This is a genomic window from Streptomyces sp. YIM 130001 (assembly GCF_003574445.1).
Classification (GTDB): Bacteria; Actinomycetota; Actinomycetes; order Streptomycetales; family Streptomycetaceae; genus Streptomyces.
On sequence record NZ_KZ984570.1, the window covers coordinates 1 to 15,445 of the forward strand.

The 15,445-nt window shown below is 69.6% G+C and carries 16 protein-coding genes and 1 pseudogene; 10 read left to right on the forward strand and 7 right to left on the reverse strand.

Annotated features, from left to right (window positions below; all coding sequences use genetic code 11):
* Nucleotides 1–197 precede the first annotated feature (197 nt).
* Nucleotides 198–704 carry a flavin reductase family protein gene (locus tag DSC45_RS31160; protein ID WP_119295357.1) on the reverse strand — a complete coding sequence of 169 codons (507 nt, stop codon included), beginning with the start codon at nucleotides 702–704 and terminating at the stop codon, nucleotides 198–200.
* 241 nt (nucleotides 705–945) lie between these two features.
* Nucleotides 946–1,266: a TlpA family protein disulfide reductase gene (locus tag DSC45_RS31165; protein ID WP_119295454.1), complete on the reverse strand. Its 321-nt coding sequence runs from the start codon at nucleotides 1,264–1,266 to the stop codon at nucleotides 946–948.
* Between the two features lie 292 nt (nucleotides 1,267–1,558).
* On the opposite strand from DSC45_RS31165, the gene DSC45_RS31170 reads away from it, so the two are divergent.
* Nucleotides 1,559–2,281: a lysophospholipid acyltransferase family protein gene (locus tag DSC45_RS31170; RefSeq protein WP_119295358.1), complete on the forward strand. Its 723-nt coding sequence runs from the start codon at nucleotides 1,559–1,561 to the stop codon at nucleotides 2,279–2,281.
* A 78-nt stretch (nucleotides 2,282–2,359) separates the two neighbouring features.
* On the opposite strand, the gene DSC45_RS31175 is transcribed toward DSC45_RS31170, so the two are convergent.
* From DSC45_RS31175 to DSC45_RS31185, 3 genes are read right to left on the reverse strand one after another with little or no spacing between them, the layout of a single operon-like run.
* Entirely contained in the window at nucleotides 2,360–3,433 is a 1,074-nt protein-coding gene (locus tag DSC45_RS31175; protein ID WP_119295359.1) for a threonine aldolase family protein, read from the reverse strand.
* Entirely contained in the window at nucleotides 3,430–4,185 is a 756-nt protein-coding gene (locus tag DSC45_RS31180; RefSeq protein ID WP_119295360.1) for an SDR family oxidoreductase, read from the reverse strand. Before DSC45_RS31180 ends, DSC45_RS31175 begins: the two co-directional genes overlap by 4 nt.
* Before the next feature lie 26 nt (nucleotides 4,186–4,211).
* Nucleotides 4,212–5,654 (reverse strand): DUF6421 family protein, encoded by a 1,443-nt coding sequence (locus DSC45_RS31185; protein WP_119295361.1) that lies wholly within the window; start codon nucleotides 5,652–5,654, stop codon nucleotides 4,212–4,214.
* A 430-nt stretch (nucleotides 5,655–6,084) separates the two neighbouring features.
* Here DSC45_RS31185 and DSC45_RS31190 point away from each other — a divergent pair, with 430 nt between their 5' ends.
* Nucleotides 6,085–6,768: a glycerophosphodiester phosphodiesterase gene (locus DSC45_RS31190; RefSeq protein WP_119295362.1), complete on the forward strand. Its 684-nt coding sequence runs from the start codon at nucleotides 6,085–6,087 to the stop codon at nucleotides 6,766–6,768.
* A 45-nt stretch (nucleotides 6,769–6,813) separates the two neighbouring features.
* Here DSC45_RS31190 and DSC45_RS31195 read toward each other — a convergent pair whose 3' ends face one another.
* A complete protein-coding gene (locus tag DSC45_RS31195) occupies nucleotides 6,814–7,368 on the reverse strand; it encodes a GNAT family N-acetyltransferase (protein ID WP_119295363.1) in 555 nt (184 codons plus the stop codon).
* A gap of 146 nt (nucleotides 7,369–7,514) precedes the next feature.
* Here DSC45_RS31195 and DSC45_RS31200 point away from each other — a divergent pair, with 146 nt between their 5' ends.
* From DSC45_RS31200 to DSC45_RS31230, 8 genes and pseudogenes are all read left to right on the forward strand, one after another.
* On the forward strand, nucleotides 7,515–7,901 hold the full coding sequence (locus DSC45_RS31200) for a VOC family protein (protein WP_119295364.1): 387 nt from the start codon (nucleotides 7,515–7,517) through the stop codon (nucleotides 7,899–7,901).
* 291 nt (nucleotides 7,902–8,192) lie between these two features.
* Complete coding sequence (locus tag DSC45_RS31205) at nucleotides 8,193–9,380, forward strand: cytochrome P450 (RefSeq protein ID WP_119295455.1); 1,188 nt, start codon at nucleotides 8,193–8,195, stop codon at nucleotides 9,378–9,380.
* Nucleotides 9,381–9,513: 133 nt separating this feature from the next.
* Nucleotides 9,514–10,074 (forward strand): DUF5134 domain-containing protein, encoded by a 561-nt coding sequence (locus DSC45_RS31210; RefSeq protein WP_162929398.1) that lies wholly within the window; start codon nucleotides 9,514–9,516, stop codon nucleotides 10,072–10,074.
* 188 nt (nucleotides 10,075–10,262) lie between these two features.
* On the forward strand, nucleotides 10,263–11,198 hold the full coding sequence (locus DSC45_RS31215) for a M56 family metallopeptidase (RefSeq protein ID WP_119295366.1): 936 nt from the start codon (nucleotides 10,263–10,265) through the stop codon (nucleotides 11,196–11,198).
* 32 nt (nucleotides 11,199–11,230) lie between these two features.
* Nucleotides 11,231–11,911, forward strand: a complete 681-nt coding sequence (locus tag DSC45_RS31220; protein WP_119295367.1) for a phosphatase PAP2 family protein — start codon at nucleotides 11,231–11,233, stop codon at nucleotides 11,909–11,911.
* Nucleotides 11,912–11,943: 32 nt separating this feature from the next.
* Nucleotides 11,944–12,677: pseudogene (locus DSC45_RS31225) on the forward strand (HAD-IA family hydrolase).
* Between the two features lie 40 nt (nucleotides 12,678–12,717).
* Nucleotides 12,718–12,879 carry a hypothetical protein gene (locus DSC45_RS35925; RefSeq protein ID WP_162929397.1) on the forward strand — a complete coding sequence of 54 codons (162 nt, stop codon included), beginning with the start codon at nucleotides 12,718–12,720 and terminating at the stop codon, nucleotides 12,877–12,879.
* 231 nt (nucleotides 12,880–13,110) lie between these two features.
* Nucleotides 13,111–13,785 carry a TetR/AcrR family transcriptional regulator gene (locus DSC45_RS31230; protein WP_119295368.1) on the forward strand — a complete coding sequence of 225 codons (675 nt, stop codon included), beginning with the start codon at nucleotides 13,111–13,113 and terminating at the stop codon, nucleotides 13,783–13,785.
* Here the strand turns inward: DSC45_RS31230 and DSC45_RS31235 are convergent.
* Complete coding sequence (locus DSC45_RS31235; protein ID WP_119295369.1) at nucleotides 13,761–15,272, reverse strand: LVIVD repeat-containing protein; 1,512 nt, start codon at nucleotides 15,270–15,272, stop codon at nucleotides 13,761–13,763. The two genes, DSC45_RS31230 and DSC45_RS31235, sit on opposite strands and share 25 nt — an antisense overlap.
* Between the last annotated feature and the right edge of the window lie 173 nt (nucleotides 15,273–15,445).

Here is a 15,445-nt window from a genome sequence, read left to right on the forward strand (position 1 = left end):
ACTGCATCGTCTTTGTCGGTCTGCCTCTCCGGCAGCATAGGCGTCCGAAGTGGCCCTGTTCCGTACGCGGCGCTCCGCGCCTCCACAGAATATTACTCGCCAGTACATCCGGCTACCTGCAGGCAAGCAAGCGCTTGGGCCTGTGACGTTTCCAACGCCGTCCGATGTCTCGGGTACGGGATGGCCGGACCGGCGCCTCAGTCGCGCAGTTCCCGGAAACGGCCGCCGTGGTACAGCAGCGGGCGGCCGCCACCGGAGGGGTCCCCCTCTTCCACCTCTGCGACCACGAGCCGATGGTCACCGGCCGGCACGCGCGCCACGATCCGGCAGACCAGCCAGGCCACCACGTCTTCCAGTACGGGAACGCCCGCGGGCCCCTCGTGCCACCGGGTGGGCGCGGCAAAGCGGTCCGCGCCGCTGCGCGCGAACATGGTGGCGAGTTCGCGCTGATGCTCTCCGAGCACATGGACGCCGATGTGGTCGGCGGTGGATATCACCGGCCAGCTGGACGCACCGGTACCGATCCCGAAGGAGATCAGGGGCGGCTCGGCGGCGGCCGACGTGAGCGAGGTCGCGGTGAATCCGACGGGATTCGGGCCTGCCGCGGTGATCACCGCGACGCCGGCGGCATGCTGCCGGAAGACGGAACGCAGGAGCTGGGGAGCGGCGAGCCGGGCGGTGTCAGCCTCGGGGGTGACCGTCATGGAATTGTCCTTCTGCCGTGGTGTGCGAGGTCCGTGGTTGCTCAAGGACCCGGACAGCGCGCACTCGCGTTTCGCGCGAGATCCAGGTGGACCCGCGCGAACAGAAGGAGTTCGGACGGCATGGACCAAGGCTGACTAGGGGGAACTGCTTCGGTCAAGTGCGCCTGTGTCGATGGGAGATGGCTCACGGTCAGGAGACCGGTCCCGGCCAGGAGGTTTACTCACCACCGGACTCGCCCTGTCACAGCGCCGCCCCCAGCGCGGCGATCACCTCGTTCTTCCGCGGCTGCCCCTCCGCCCGTCGGACGATCCGGCCCTCCTGGTCGAGGACGAGGACCGTGGGAGTGCGCTCCACGGCGAGTGCGCGTACCAGTGCGAGACGCTCCTCGGCATCGATCTCGATGTGCGTGACTCCGGGCACCACCGCCGCGACGTCGGCCAAAATCCGGCGCGTCGCCCGGCACGGCTGACAGAAGGCGCTGGAGAACTGGACCAGTGTCGCCACCTCGCCGAGCTCGGCACCCAACTCCGCACCGCCGAGCCCTCGTTCGACGTCACTCATACCTTCGACTCCCGTGTCCGACCCGATGCGCGCGACCACGCAGCACCTCCCGCTCCAGTGCAGCAGCAGGAGCCCGCCCGGCATTCCCGCCGGTCAGAGCAGGCCGCCCCGGCACCGGAGCAGCAGGCCCTCATCCAGGATCACGTGACGAGAATCTCGCCGCTCAGAGCCCCGGGGGGTGGCTACGACGGCCGGATTCGGGCACGATCTGCCACAAGCCCGTAACCTACGGGCCCGTAACTTTCCGCCGGGGGAACCCCCAACCCGGCGCACAGGAGGGTCCAACCCGCCCATGGCAGAACTCGTCTACCGTCCGGTCATCGGTGCAGCGCGCACGCTGTTCAAGGCGCTGGACCTGAAGATCGACTGCAAGGGCGCGGAACACATTCCGCGTTCGGGCGGGGCCGTTCTGGTCAGCAACCACATCGGCTACATGGACTTCATCTTCGCGGGGCTCGCGGCGCGGCCGCAGAAGCGACTCGTCCGCTTCATGGCCAAGGAATCGGTTTTTCGCAACAAGGTCTCCGGCCCGCTGATGCGCGGCATGAAGCACATCCCCGTCGACCGCAAGCGCGGCGAGGCCGCGTACTCCCACGCGCTCGACTCGCTGCGCTCCGGTGAAATCATCGGCGTCTTCCCCGAGGCGACGATCTCGGAGTCGTTCACGCTGAAGAGCTTCAAGTCCGGCGCGGTGCGTATGGCCCAGGAAGCCGGGGTCCCGCTGATCCCGGTGGCCCTGTGGGGAACGCAGCGGCTGTGGACGAAGGGGCACCCGCGCAATCTCAAGCGCAGCCACATCCCGGTCACGATCCGGGTGGGCGAGGCCATCGAGGCCTCCCGCGACCAGTACGCGGGCGCCCTCACCCGCAAGGTCAGGGAGCGGATGCAGGACCTCCTGGAGACCGCACAGCGCGCCTACCCGGTACGGCCCAAGGGCCCGGACGACACCTGGTGGATCCCGGCACACCTCGGCGGCACCGCACCGCTGCCCGCCCAGGTCCGCGAGGCCGGCTGAGCGACGGTTCCGAAACGCCATCGGCCCCGCATCCCGGTCGGGATGCGGGGCCGTGCGCCGACTGTCGGCGAGGTGCGCCTACTGGCGCGCCATCTCCTCCTTGAGCGCCGCCAGGAAACCGTCCACGTCGTCCTGGGTGGTGTCGAAGGCGCACATCCACCGCACGTCGCCGGCGGCCTCGTCCCAGAAGTAGAAGCGATAGCGCTGCTGCAGTCGCTCGCTCACCGCGTGCGGCAGCCGCGCGAAGACCGCGTTCGCTTCGACCGGGTGGAGAATCTCCACACCCGGCACCGACCTGACGCCGTCGGCGAGACGCTGTGCCATCTCGTTCGCGTGGCGGGCGTTGCGCAACCAGAGGTCCTTGGCCAGGAGCGCCTCCAACTGCACCGAGACGAAGCGCATCTTCGAGGCCAGCTGCATGGACATCTTGCGCAGATGCTTGAGATGACTGACCGCGTCCGGGTTGAGGACGACCACTGCCTCGCCGTACAGCATGCCGTTCTTGGTGCCGCCGAACGACAGGATGTCGACGCCCACCCGGTTGGTGAACGCACGCATCGGGACATCGAGCGAGGCCGCCGCGTTGGCTATCCGGGCTCCGTCGAGATGCACCTTCATGCCGAGCCCGTGCGCGTGGTCGCAGATCGCACGGATCTCGTCGGGGGTGTAGACCGTGCCGAGTTCGGTGTTCTGCGTGATCGACACGACCTGCGGCATCGCCCGGTGCTCGTCGTCCCAGCCGAACGCCTCGCGGTCGATCAGCTCGGGAGTGAGCTTGCCGTGCGCAGTGGGCACAGTGAGCAGCTTGAGGCCCGCCATCCGCTCCGGGGCGCCGCCCTCGTCCACGTGGATGTGAGCGGAATCCGCGCAGATCACCGCACCCCAGCGGTCCGTGAGCGCCTGCAGCGCCGTGACGTTGGCCCCGGTGCCGTTGAACACCGGGAAGGCCTCCGCCGTCCCACCGAAGTGGCTGCGGATCGTCTGCTGCAGCCCCTCGGTGTACGTGTCCCCGCCGTAGGCGATCTGATGGCCGCCGTTGGCGAGGGCCAGGGCCGCGAGTACCTCGGGATGTGCTCCCGCGTAGTTGTCGCTCGCGAAGCCGCGTAGGTCGGGGTCGTGGAGTCGCCGTGCGTCGGTCCTGGCAGGGTTCACGGCTTCTCGGTCAGCCACAGACGGGTTCCGTTCACTTCCCCGGCGGGCCGCTCCCAGACGCCGGTGATGGCCTCGGCCAGCTCCGTGACGTCGGTGAAGCCCGCGAACTTCGCGTTGGGCCGCTCCGCGCGCATCGCGTCGTGCACCAACGCCTTGACCACCAGGATGACAGCCGCCGCCGACGGCCCCTGCTCGCCCCCGGCCTTGCGGAAGTCGTCGCCGAGCGCGAGCGTCCATGCCTCGGCCGCCGACTTGGACGCCGCATAGGCGGCATTGCCCCTGGTGGGTTTGCCGGCGCCCGCGGCGCTGATCAGCAGATAGCGGCCGATCGGGCTGCGCAGCAGTCCGTCGTGGAAGGCGAGGGAGGTGTTCTGCACGGTTCGGATCAGGAGCTTCTCCAGGAAGTCCCAGTCCGCGAGGTCGGTCTCCATGAACGAGGCACTGCCCCGCCAACCGCCCACAAGATGCACCAGGCCGTCGATCCGGCCGAACTCCTTCTCGGTACGGACCGCCCACTCGCGGGCCGCCGCGGGATCGAGCAGATCAACGGTGTCACCGGTCACGGTCGCCCCACCATGGGCGTACCGTGCCGCGTCCACCGCTTCCGCGAGACGCGCCGGGTCCGCGTCGGAGGCGACGACGGTCGCCCCTGCCTCGGCGAGCCTGAGCAGGGTGGCGCGGCCCGCCGGGCCCGCCGCTCCCGCCACCGCTACGACCGCGCCGCCCAGTACACCGTTCTCGTTGCCGTTCATGGTCCTCACCTCCGGGCCGCTGTCGCTCACGCGGCCCCCGACGCCACCGTCGGCTCCACTCGGGCGGCGCTCGCCGCTCCGGCCCCTGCTCCGCTGTCGGCCGTGATCCCCTGGGTCGAGGCGATCACGCCCTTGAGCTTCTTACGGAGTGCCTCATAGAACATGCTGAGCGGAAACTCGTCCGGAAGCACCTCGTCGACCAGTTTGCGGGGCGGCAGCGAGACGTCGAGGGCGTCGGGGCCCTTGGCCCAGCGGGATCCGGGGTGCGGGGAGAGGTAGCGCGAGACCAGGTCGTACGCGGCGAACCAGTGGACGAGCTTGGGGCGGTCGATGCCCGCCCGGTAGAGATCCTCGATCTCGCCGCAGAGCTGGTTGGTGACCTCCGGGGCGCGGTCCCAGTCGATGTGGAGCTTGTTGTCGGTCCAGCGCACCACGTCGTGCTGGTGCAGGTAGGCGAAGAGGAGCTGGCCGCCGAGTCCGTCGTAGTTGCGCACCCGCTCGCCGGAGACCGGGAAGCGGAACATGCGGTCGAAGAGCACGGCGTACTGGACGTCGCGGCCCTGGGGTACGCCGTCGGCCTGCAGGGTGACGGCCTCCTTGAAGGCGGTCAGGTCGCAGCGGAGTTCCTCGAGGCCGTACATCCAGAACGGCTGACGCTGTTTGATCATGAAGGGGTCGAAGGGCAGGTCGCCGTGACTGTGGGTGCGGTCGTGGATCATGTCCCACAGGACGAAGGCCTGCTGGCAGCGGTCCTGGTCGGCGATCATCTCGCGGACGTCGTCGGGCAGTTCGAGCCCGAGGATGTCGACGGCGGATTCGGTGACCCGGCGGAAGCGTGCGGCCTCGCGGTCGCAGAAGATGGCGCCCCAGCTGAAGCGTTCCGGGGCTTCGCGGACGGCGATCGTCTCGGGGAAGAGCACCGCCGAGTTGGTGTCGTAGCCGGAGGTGAAGTCCTCGAAGGTGATGCCGCAGAACAGCGGGTTGTCGTAGCGGGTGCGCTCGAGTTCGGCCAGCCAGTCGGGCCACACCATGCGCAGGACGACCGCTTCGAGATTGCGGTCGGGGTTGCCGTTCTGGGTGTACATGGGGAAGACGACGAGGTGCTGCAGGCCGTCGGCGCGGTGGGCGGCCGGCTGGAAGGCCAGCAGGGAGTCGAGGAAGTCCGGGACCCGGAATCCGTCGTCCACCCAGCGCCTGAGGTCGCCGACGAGGGCGCTGTGGTACTCGGCGTCGTGCGGCAGCAGAGGCGTGAGTTGCTCCACCGCGACGATGACCCGGTCCACGGCGTGTTCGGCGACGGGGCGGCTCGGAGCGCCCTCGGCGTCGAAGTCGATGGAACCGTCCGGGGACTGCCAGGGCCGGATCTCCTCCACGGCATCCTTGAGCTGGGGCCAGGCCGGATCGTCCACAACCCGCTCGGCGGGAGGAACATCCTCTCGCACGGTGGCCGGCACAAGAATTTCCGTCATGTCTCTTCCTCCACGGGAGAACCTCGCGTAGCTCTCACCGTATGTGCGGGAGGTTCGCTCCACAAGGGCACCCTCGGAAGATCCTCCTGCGCCACCCCCTCTTTCACCGGATATTTTCCTGCGGTCTGCCGTTTCTACAGGTATGTGCCGCTACGGGCGGAGCACGTCCCGGCAGTGGGCGACCGGCCGCGGCGACAGCGGGTCAACGGCCTGCGGAATCGCCCACCCACGGGTGAGCCGGGCGGCGCGCGTCCACCGGGCTGCGCCCGAGGCAGGACGACGGCAGGTGCCGCGCCGCGCACACGATGCCTGCCGTTTCTGGCGTGCGATCCGGTCCCTTTGCCAGAACGGGCCGTTAGGCTGCGGCCTTGTCCGGGCCGCACAGGGACGTGCTGCTCGGAGAGTCGCCGCCGACGGAAGCGAGTGAACCTTGAACTTCCTCTTCATCGGTCATCGCGGGGTCATGGGCGTGGAACCGGAGAACACTCTCCGTTCCTTCGTACGCGCCGAACAGGCCGGCCTCGATCTCATCGAACTGGATCTGCATCTGAGCAAGGACGGCGCCCTGGTCGTCATGCACGACGCACAGATCGACCGCACCACTGACGGCAAGGGCGCGATCACCGAGAAGACCCTCTCCGAACTGCGCGAGCTGGACGCGGGCGGCGGTGAACGCATTCCGGTCTTCGAGGAGGTCCTGGACGCCGTGCAGGCGCCGCTGCAGGCGGAGATCAAGGATGTCGCGGCCGCCCGCGCGCTCGCCGACGTCATGAACGCACGGGGCCTGGCTCCGCGCGTCGAGGTGATCTCGTTCCACGACGAGGCGCTGGCCGAGATCACGCGCCTGGTTCCGGGGGTGCGGACAGCTCTGGTGGCCAGCCGTTACGGCCCCGAGGTGGTGGAACGTGCCACGGCTGTCGGCGCCGGCACGCTGGTCCTCAACATCCGGCGGCTGACCCTCGAGACCGCCGAACTCGCCCGCAAGGCCGATCTGCGGACCTTCGGCTGGGTGGTCAACACGCAGGACCAGCTGCGTCTGGTCCGTGCGCTCGGGCTCGACGGCGCCACCACGGACTATCCCGAGATCAAACGCACCGGCCGCTTCACGGCCTGACGGGGTTCCTGGACGGTCTGGGCTCGGGCAGCCGGGGAGCGCCCGTCATGCGGTCAAGTCCTTGACCAGGAGCTCGAATTCGAGGTCCGCGCGCTGCGGAACGCCGAAGCGCTCGTCGCCGTACGGGAAGGGGCTCGTCGTGCCCGTACGGCGATAGCCACGGCGCTCGTACCAGGCGATCAGGTCCTCCCGTGCCGAGATCACGGTCATCTCCACGGTCCGCACGTCCCAGGACTCGCGTGCCGTGCGCTCCGCCTCGGCGATGATCGTCCGGCCGAGCCCGCCGCCCTGCAGCGTGGGACGGACCGCGAACATCCCGAAGTAGGCGCGGCTGTCTCGGTGTTCCAGCTGGAAGCAGGCGATCAGTTCGCCGTTCCGCTCGACCACGACGAGTCTGCTGCCGGGCGAGTTGATCACCTCGAGCACTGCGTCGCGGTCGGTCCGCTGCCCCCCGAGCAGATCGGCCTCCGTGGTCCAGCCTGCCCGGCTCGCATCACCGCGGTAGGCGGAGTCGACGAGCTCGGCGACGTCCGCGGCATCGGCCTCGCCGGCGTCCCGGAACGTCAGTGCCTGCTCGCCGGTGCGGGGGGCGGTGTCCATGGCCGTGCGCCTTTCGCTCGCTGCTGCGGGGGCGGTGCGCGAGCAGCGGTGGGTGTGCCGGGCCTGGCGCGCCGGTCCCGAGCGTAACTGCCGTGCGAGAGCGGTGCCAGGACGGCAGTTCCCGGACGGGACCTAGCCTTGCCCGCATGGTTCACGTACTGAGCAGTCGTACTCTTCTGCGTCCCACCGACCCGGAGCGGAGCCGTGCTTTCTACGGGGAGGCGCTGGGGCTCGCCGTCTACCGGGAGTTCGGCACGGGGCCCGAGCGCGGCACCGTGTATTTCCTGGGCGGCGGATATCTGGAGGTGTCGGGCCGGTCCGAGACGCCGCCCGCTCCCGGGCTCCGACTCTGGCTCCAGGTGTCCGACGCGGCAGCCGCTCACCGGGAACTGCGTTCGCACGGCGTCGAGATCCTGCGGGAGCCGCGCCAGGAGCCCTGGGGCCTGATCGAGATGTGGATCGCCGATCCCGACGGAGTGCGCATCGCCGTCGTCGAGGTGCCGGCCGACCACCCTTTGCGATACCGCCCGTGACCGAGGGTGCCCCGTGGCGTGGCCCCCAGTCGGGGCGCGCCATGAGACGAGGGACACTCTCTGAGAAAACCCTGAAAGGTCCGTTCTGTCCTGCCCATCACCACCACTGCGGGCCGGGGCCACTTATGCTGACCGCTCCACAAGTGCGCGCCGCGTGTCCGCCCGGTGCCCGGCCTCACGAAACGTCCCCTGGAGCACACATTGAGGGCCAGTCTGCGTTCCCGCATCGCCGCGCGGCTCGGGCGCACCTATCTCGCGCGGATCCAGAAGCACGGCCTCGGTTCGTCGACCATGGCACTGCTGCCCGACACCCTGCTGATGCCTCTGAAGCGGGAGGGTCTGGACCCGGTGTCCCAACTCGGCGAGCTCCGTGCGGAGTCACCGGTGCGTCGCGTACCTCTGCCGTTCGGGATGGACGCCTGGGTGGTGACCGGGTACGAGGAGGTCAAGGCGGTCCTCGGTTCGGCGGACGGCTTCAGTAACGACTTCACGAACCTGGCGGGCAACGCGGGCGTGGTCGAGGAACAGCACCCGGGCGGGCTGGGCTTCAGTGACCCACCCGTACACACGCGGCTGCGGCGCATCCTGACTCCCGAGTTCACGATGCGGCGTCTGCGTCGGCTCACTCCGCGTATCGACGACATCGTCGAGCAGCAGCTGTCCGCCATGGAACGGAGCACCGGTCCCGTCGATCTGGTGCAGTCGTTCGCGCTGCCGATCCCTTCGTTGACCATCTGCGAGCTGCTCGGGGTTCCTTACGAGGACCGGCACGACTTTCAGCAGCTGGCCATGGAGCGCTTCGACCTGTTCGCCGGTGCCACCGCTCCGTTGGGCGCGATATCGGCCTCGCTGTCGTACTTCCGCGATGTGGTGAAGAAGGAGCGCGAGTCACCCGGCGACGGCCTGCTCGGCATGATCGTCAAGGAGCATGGCGACAGTGTGGGCGACGAGGAGCTCGCGGGTCTGGCCGACGGTGTACTGACCGGCGGATTCGAGACCACAGCGAGCATGCTCGCGCTCGGCTCCCTGGTCCTGCTGCAGAACCCGGAGACGGCGGACCGGCTGCGTACGGACGACGCTGCGGCGGCTCCGTTCGTCGAGGAGGCGCTGCGGTATCTCACCGTCGTCCAGATGGCGTTCCCGCGTTTCGCGCGTGCGGACATCGAGGTGGCGGGCGCCCTGATACCCAAGGGCGACATGGTCATCTGCTCGCTGAGCGGCGCCGACCGCGACGCGTCCTTCACCGGCGACCCGGGCACGTTCGATCCGCACCGCAAGGCGTCCGGCCATCTCGCGTTCGGCTACGGCATCCACCGCTGCATCGGTGCGGAGCTGGCCCGCATGGAGCTTCGGGCGGCCTACCCGGCGCTGGTACGGCGCTTCCCCGATCTGCGGGCGGCCGTGGCCCCCGAGGAGCTCGACTTCCGCAAGCTGTCGATCGTCTACGGCGTGGATTCGCTTCCCGTACACCTGCGTTGAGGCATCCGGGCCGCTCCTTGTCGCGGGGCTGTGTCCGCCCCCTCGCGCTCCCCTGCGTACCTCCTTGCGCCGCGTGTGCCGCGGTCGACGTGGGCATCACCTCCTGGACGGTGTCGTCCGGGGGAGGTACTTGGTGCACGGTCCTGCTGCGGCGGGGTGGCTGCTCGTAGCGTTGTGTGCGGCCACCGGTGCCTACTGTCTGCTGCGGATGCGCAGCACGGTCGACGAGCAGCGCGCGGCGGCGGGCTCGGAGGCCTTGATGGGCTTCGGGATGGCGCTGATGGCCGTGCCGGCCGCGGTGTTCGGCCCTCCCCGGTGGGTGTGGGGGACGGTCGCGGTGGTGTTCGGTGCGACCGCGGTCCGCTCCCTGTGGTCGGCGCGCTCCTCGGCTCATCACCTGCACCACCTGGTCGGGGCGCTGGCGATGGTGTACATGGCGGTCGTGATGGCCGCGCCCGCCTCGGCGCACGCCGCACACGGTGGCCACTCCGGTGGGGGCGCCCCCGTGCTGACCGCCTTGCTGCTCGTGTACTACGGCGGGTACGTGCTGGTCGCGGGCTTCCGCCTGGTACCTGTTCCCGCCGTGGGCGCGGGCGGGCCGGGGGGTTCGGGCTGGGGAGACCGGCCGGAGCTCGCGATGGCCTGCCGGCTCTCGATGGGGATCGGCATGCTCGCGATGTTGCTCATCATGTGAGACATACGGGGCCGGATCATGGATTCCCGGCCGCACGGAGCAGTTTCCGCGGCCGCGTCGCGGCCGGTCGGAGCGGGTGGCCGTACCGACTTCGGGTGGTAGCGGCACCGATGCTCCGCGTCGTGGCGTCCGTCACTTGGCCGGGCCGTCCATATCGCCGAGTGGCGCGGGTCTCATAGGCTGGACCCATGATGGTCTCCGTCGCCCTGCTGATGCTCGGCGCACTGACCGCCGTGCTGGGACCGCGTCTGCTCGCCAGGGCCGAATGGCCGGACCGGGAGCCGGTGGTGGCGCTGTGGGCCTGGCAGTGCCTGGTGGCTGCCGTGATCCTGTGCTGCGCCCTGTCGATGACACTCAGCGCTTCCGCCGCCTGGCAGGCGGTCCGAGGTCAGGTCTTCGCGGGCGCACCGCACGGCGTCATGGAGGCTTACGCCCTACAAGCCGCGGGCCCTTGGGCCGCGGCGACCGCGGTCACCCTCGCGCTCGGCGGCGTGTGGACCGCGGCGATGCTGACCCGCGAGATCGTCCGCGCGCGTGCGCGGCGGCGGCAGCGGCGCGCCGAACTCGTCGTCCGCTCCCCCTTGTTGCCCGGCGAGGAGCCCGGTGGGGACCGGCTCGTCGTCCTCGAGGGCGAGCGGCCCGACGCCTGGTGGCTGCCCGGGGCCGCTCCCCAACTCGTCATCACCACCACCGCGTTGCGTCGCCTGAAAGGCCGTCAGCTCGATGCGGTACTGGCGCACGAGCAGGGGCATGCGCAGGCGCGGCACGACTGGTTGCTGCACTGCTCGGGTGCCCTCGCGGCCGGGTTTCCTCAGGTGCCGGTCTTCGCGGCGTTCCGCGACGAGATGCACCGCCTTGTCGAGTTGGCCGCGGACGACGTCGCCTCACGCCGGTTCGGGCGCCTGACCATCGCGCTCGCGCTGGTCGAACTCAACGAACACCGCGGCGTGTTCGGGCCGTGCGCCGTGCCGCAGGCGGAGGTTCCGGCGCGGGTGAACCGACTCCTCTCACCGCTGCCCCGACTCACCGCGGGCCGCAAACTGCGGCTGACCGCCGTCTCGGCCCTGGTGCCGCTCGTCCCGCTGCTCGTGACGTTCATCCCCGGACTCCGCGCGCTGGGATAGCCCCCGGGCACCTCGTACGCGAAGATCGCACGATGGCTTCAGCACCACCTCTCCCCCGTCGGCCGCCGCCGCTGCCGGTCTGCGCCGCGGCCACCGGCGGCGCGGCAGCCCTCCTGCTCGTGCTGGTCACGGCCGGCTGGGCGCCACTGGCCTCGTTCGACCAGGAGTTGGCGGGTACGACCCATCGCTGGGCGCTGGACCATCCGACGCTCACCCACACGCACCGGGTGCTCAGCGACTGGGTGTGGGACCCGTGGACCATGCGCCTGCTGGCCGCCGCGGCCGTCATCCGGCTGTGGACGGGCGGACGGCGGCTACCGGCCCTGTGCTTCGCGGTGACGTGTGTGCTCGGCACGGTGCTGCAGCAGATCCTCAAGGCCGCCGTGAACCGTGACCGCCCGCAGTGGACGGATCCGGTGGACAGCGCGCAGTACCAGGCGTTCCCGTCGGGGCACGCGATGACGGTGGTCGTGACGCTGGGCCTGTGCCTGTGGGCTCTGCGGCTGTACGAGGTCCGCGGGCCCGTCTGGTGGGCCGCGGTCGCCGGTGCGGCCGTCTCGGCGCTCGGAGTGGGCTGGACGCGGGTGTGGCTGGGTGTTCACTGGCCGACCGACGTCATGGGCGGCTGGCTGCTCGGCGCCCTGGCCGTCCTCGTCGCCGTACTCGTCCACGGGCGTGTGCGGGAGACCTGCGGCAAGCCCCGGCCGGCTTGACCGCGCCCGGCCGATCGGCCCAGGATCACCGCATGGCGATCAAGGGCGTGCTCTTCGACTTCTCCGGGACTCTCCTGCGCATCGAGTCGACCGCTCGTGGCTGCGGGCAGCTCTGGAGCAGGCCGACATCGCCTCGGACGAGGCGGAGTTCGACCGCTGTGCCGCGGGCCTCGAGGCCGTGGGCGCACTTCCCGGCTCGACCCACTCCCCCGTCGTCCCCGAGTCGGTCGCCGACGTCTGGGCCACGCGGGACGAGAGCGCCGCGCTTCACCGGGCCGCCTACCTCGCGCTCGCACGCCAGGTGCGGCTACCCGCCGACGATCTGGCCGAGGCGCTCTACGAACGCCATATGACGCCGGCCGCCTGGCACCCCTATCCCGACACCCGCGAGACACTCGCCGGCCTGCACGACCGGGGCGTCCGCGTGGGTGTGGTGAGCAATATCGGCTGGGACCTGCGCCCGGTCTTCCGCGGGCACGGCCTCGACGCGTACGTGGACGCCTACGTCCTGTCCTACGAGCACGGCATCCAGAAGCCGGATCCGCGGCTGTTCGAGCTCGGCTGCGAAGGCCTCGGCACCGCGCCCGAGGACACTCTCATGGTGGGCGACGACCGGCTCGCCGACGGTGGTGCGGCCGACAGCGGCTGTGCCGTCCACTTCGTGGATCACCTGCCGGTCTCAGAGCGTCCCGACGGACTGCGCCCCGTGCTCGGCCTCGTCGACGGGGCCGCCTCCGCCGGTGACGGCGACGGCGACGCACAGTGACCGGGAGCGGGCGATCCGTCGGTGGCGGAAAATCGATGCATTGCCCACCATCGTGCTGGGTACGAGCGGCATGATTGCCTGTACTGACATTCAGGGACGCACCACAAGGAACACGGAGGATTCGATGTCGTCGAAGCGACGCCGCAAGAAGAAGGCCCGCCGCAAGAACAACGCGAACCACGGCTCGCGTCCGCAGAGCTGAGCGCGGCGGAAACATTCAGGGGCGGCACCCGAAGAGTGCCGCCCCTGACACATGTCCGCACGTCATCCGGCCCGGAGGCGTGGACGAAAACGCCACTGGACATGCGGTACGCCCGCATTTGGACGATCCCCCGCGTCGCCCAAATGCGGACGCTGAACCCGCGATACGGCCGGAACCGCGCGGGACGCGCTGAGTATACTGGCCCAGAGCCAGTCAACGCAGGAGTACAGGATGTCCCCGCGAAGCGCTTCGGTCAATGAGGAATTGCGCAGGCGTTCGCGCGAGCGGCTTCTGAACGCCACAGTCGAGCTGGTGAGCGAGCGCGGTTACGAAGCGACGACGCTCGGTGACATCGCCGACCGTGCGGGCGCGGCCCGCGGTCTGATCTCGTACTACTTCCCCGGCAAGCGCCAGCTGCTGCAGGCCGCGGTGCACCGGCTGATGCATCTCACGCTCGAAGCGGGCCTGGAGCGCGACCCGAAGACCGAGGACGGGGCGGAGCGGATGGCTCGGGCCATCGACGCGATCCTCGGCCTCGCGGTGGACCGGCCGGTCCTCATGCGCCAGCACATGGCAGGGATCCTGCAGGCTGAGGGCTTTGTGCAGTGCCAGGAGCAGCAGCGGCTCGCGGAGCTGCTGCGGGACACCGTCGAGCGGCACGGCTCGACCGACGTCGACCGCGAATACCCGCTGCTGCGGGCGCTGTTGATGGGCGCAGTGGTCGCCGTACTGCTACCGGGGGCGCCGATGCCGCCGCAGTCGTTGCGCGCCGAGCTCTTCCGGCGCTTCGGTCTCGACTGGGAGCTCGGCGATCCGCCGGCCGGACTTCCGCCCGGCGGATCGCGCGCTGAACTCCTGTCGCAGGTACCGGAGTTGCCGGCTCAGCCGCGCGAGCGGGCGAAGTAGTCCGGCTGCGTCTGGACGTTGAGCTCATCGAGCCGGACCCGCTTGGCCGGGTCCGTTCTGCGGTCGTTGAGCTTCAGTACATCGAAGCCCTTGGCCATGTCGTTCGAGTAGATGTAGCCGTTGTAGTAGTACGCCGACCACGATCCGCCCGTGGTGAGGCTGTCCGTGCTGAGGGGGCCGCGCTCGAAGTACGCGATCTCCTCGGGCTTCGAGGAGTTGGTGAAGTCCCAGACGGAGACGCCACCTTGGTACCAGGCCTGGACCATCAGGTCCTTGCCCTTGACCGGGATGAGTGAGCCGTTGTGCGCCACGCAGTTCTCGGTGTCCGCCTGGTGCCGGTCGATCTTGAAGTAGCTCTTGAAGACGAGCTTGCGCTTGTCGCCCTTGCCCTTGATGTCGTAGATGCCGTCGGCGCCGCGCTCCGGGCCCGTCTCCTCGTTGCAGGTGGCCGCTCCGCCGCCGCCGAGCTCGTCGGTGAAGACGACCTTGTCGGCGCGCTGGTTGAAGGTCGCCGAGTGCCAGAACGCGAAGTTGACGTTGTCCTGGACCCTGTCGATGACCTTGGGCCGTTCCGGGTTCTTGATGTCGAAGAGGATGCCGTCACCCATGCAGGCACCCGCCGCGACGTCCTTGGAGGGCAGCACCGTCAGGTCGTGGCAGCCGGTGGTCTTGGAGACGCCGGGGTTGGTGGGCTCGCCGGGGTTGCCTCCGCCGTCCGGACCGTCACCGGGGAAGAGGACCGGGAACTTCACCACGGCAGCCCGCTCGGGCGCCTTGCGGGGGACCTTGATGACCGAGATGCCGTCGTGCGGCGGCTGGCAGTCCGGGAACTCGGCACTCGGCGAGTACGACGACACGTAGACGTACACGTTCCGGCGCTCGGGGACCAGGGTGTGGGTGTGCGAGCCGCACGCCGTCTCCACGGCGGAGACGTACTTGGGGTTGCGCTTGTCGCTGATGTCGAAGACCTTCATGCCCTCCCAGGAGGACTTCTCGGTGGCCGGCTGGGTGGAGCTGGCGCAGGAGTCGTCGCTGCGTGAGGAGTCGGTCGACAGGAAGAGCAGGTCCCCGGAGACGGATATGTCGTTCTGGGAGCCCGGGCACAGCACCTGGGAGACGGTCTTCGGGGACTTCGGGTTGCTGATGTCGAAGATCCGGAAGCCGTCGTAGTTGCCCGCGAAGGCGTACTTGCCCTGGAAGGCCAGGTCCGAATTGGTGTCGGCGAGCGTGTCCTTGGGGATGTTCGCGAGGTGCTCGATGTTGTCGGAGTGGACGACTTCGTCGGGCTCGGGGATGTCGCCGCGCTTGATCGCGGCCTTGGTGTCGGCGCTGGTGCTCCGGGACACCTCCGAGCGGGTGGGCGCGTCGCCGGGGTCGGGCGTCGCGGCCGCGGGCCCGGTGGTCAGCAAGGTGGCGACCAGGCCTACGGCGGCTGCCGCACCGACGATGCGTCTGCGCCGCAGCCGGGGTGTGTTCAACAGGGTCACTGCGTCCTCCCTCGTAGCCGTGCGGAGTTGAACGAGCACGGACACTCGCAGTATCGGTGCCGCCATGCACATATCAATAGACGGCAACAGCCTTGTAATGAAAGTTTTCGATCATCGACAATCACTGGCGTGCCGTCATGCCCCTGCGGCTGCACGACCGTTGTCGGACGCCG

Excerpts from the sequence above, each read along its gene's own strand:
- DSC45_RS31180 (WP_119295360.1), bottom strand. The coding sequence starts at position 4,185 with ATGAACGGCAACGAGAACGGTGTACTGGGCGGCGCGGTCGTAGCGGTG.
- DSC45_RS31200 (WP_119295364.1), top strand. The coding sequence starts at position 7,515 with ATGGTTCACGTACTGAGCAGTCGTACTCTTCTGCGTCCCACCGACCCG.
- DSC45_RS31160 (WP_119295357.1), bottom strand. The coding sequence starts at position 704 with ATGACGGTCACCCCCGAGGCTGACACCGCCCGGCTCGCCGCTCCCCAG.
- DSC45_RS31165 (WP_119295454.1), bottom strand. The coding sequence starts at position 1,266 with ATGAGTGACGTCGAACGAGGGCTCGGCGGTGCGGAGTTGGGTGCCGAG.
- DSC45_RS31195 (WP_119295363.1), bottom strand. The coding sequence starts at position 7,368 with ATGGACACCGCCCCCCGCACCGGCGAGCAGGCACTGACGTTCCGGGAC.
- DSC45_RS31220 (WP_119295367.1), top strand. The coding sequence starts at position 11,231 with ATGGCTTCAGCACCACCTCTCCCCCGTCGGCCGCCGCCGCTGCCGGTC.
- DSC45_RS31205 (WP_119295455.1), top strand. The coding sequence starts at position 8,193 with ATGGCACTGCTGCCCGACACCCTGCTGATGCCTCTGAAGCGGGAGGGT.
- DSC45_RS31230 (WP_119295368.1), top strand. The coding sequence starts at position 13,111 with ATGTCCCCGCGAAGCGCTTCGGTCAATGAGGAATTGCGCAGGCGTTCG.
- DSC45_RS31215 (WP_119295366.1), top strand. The coding sequence starts at position 10,263 with ATGATGGTCTCCGTCGCCCTGCTGATGCTCGGCGCACTGACCGCCGTG.
- DSC45_RS31185 (WP_119295361.1), bottom strand. The coding sequence starts at position 5,654 with ATGACGGAAATTCTTGTGCCGGCCACCGTGCGAGAGGATGTTCCTCCC.
- DSC45_RS31170 (WP_119295358.1), top strand. The coding sequence starts at position 1,559 with ATGGCAGAACTCGTCTACCGTCCGGTCATCGGTGCAGCGCGCACGCTG.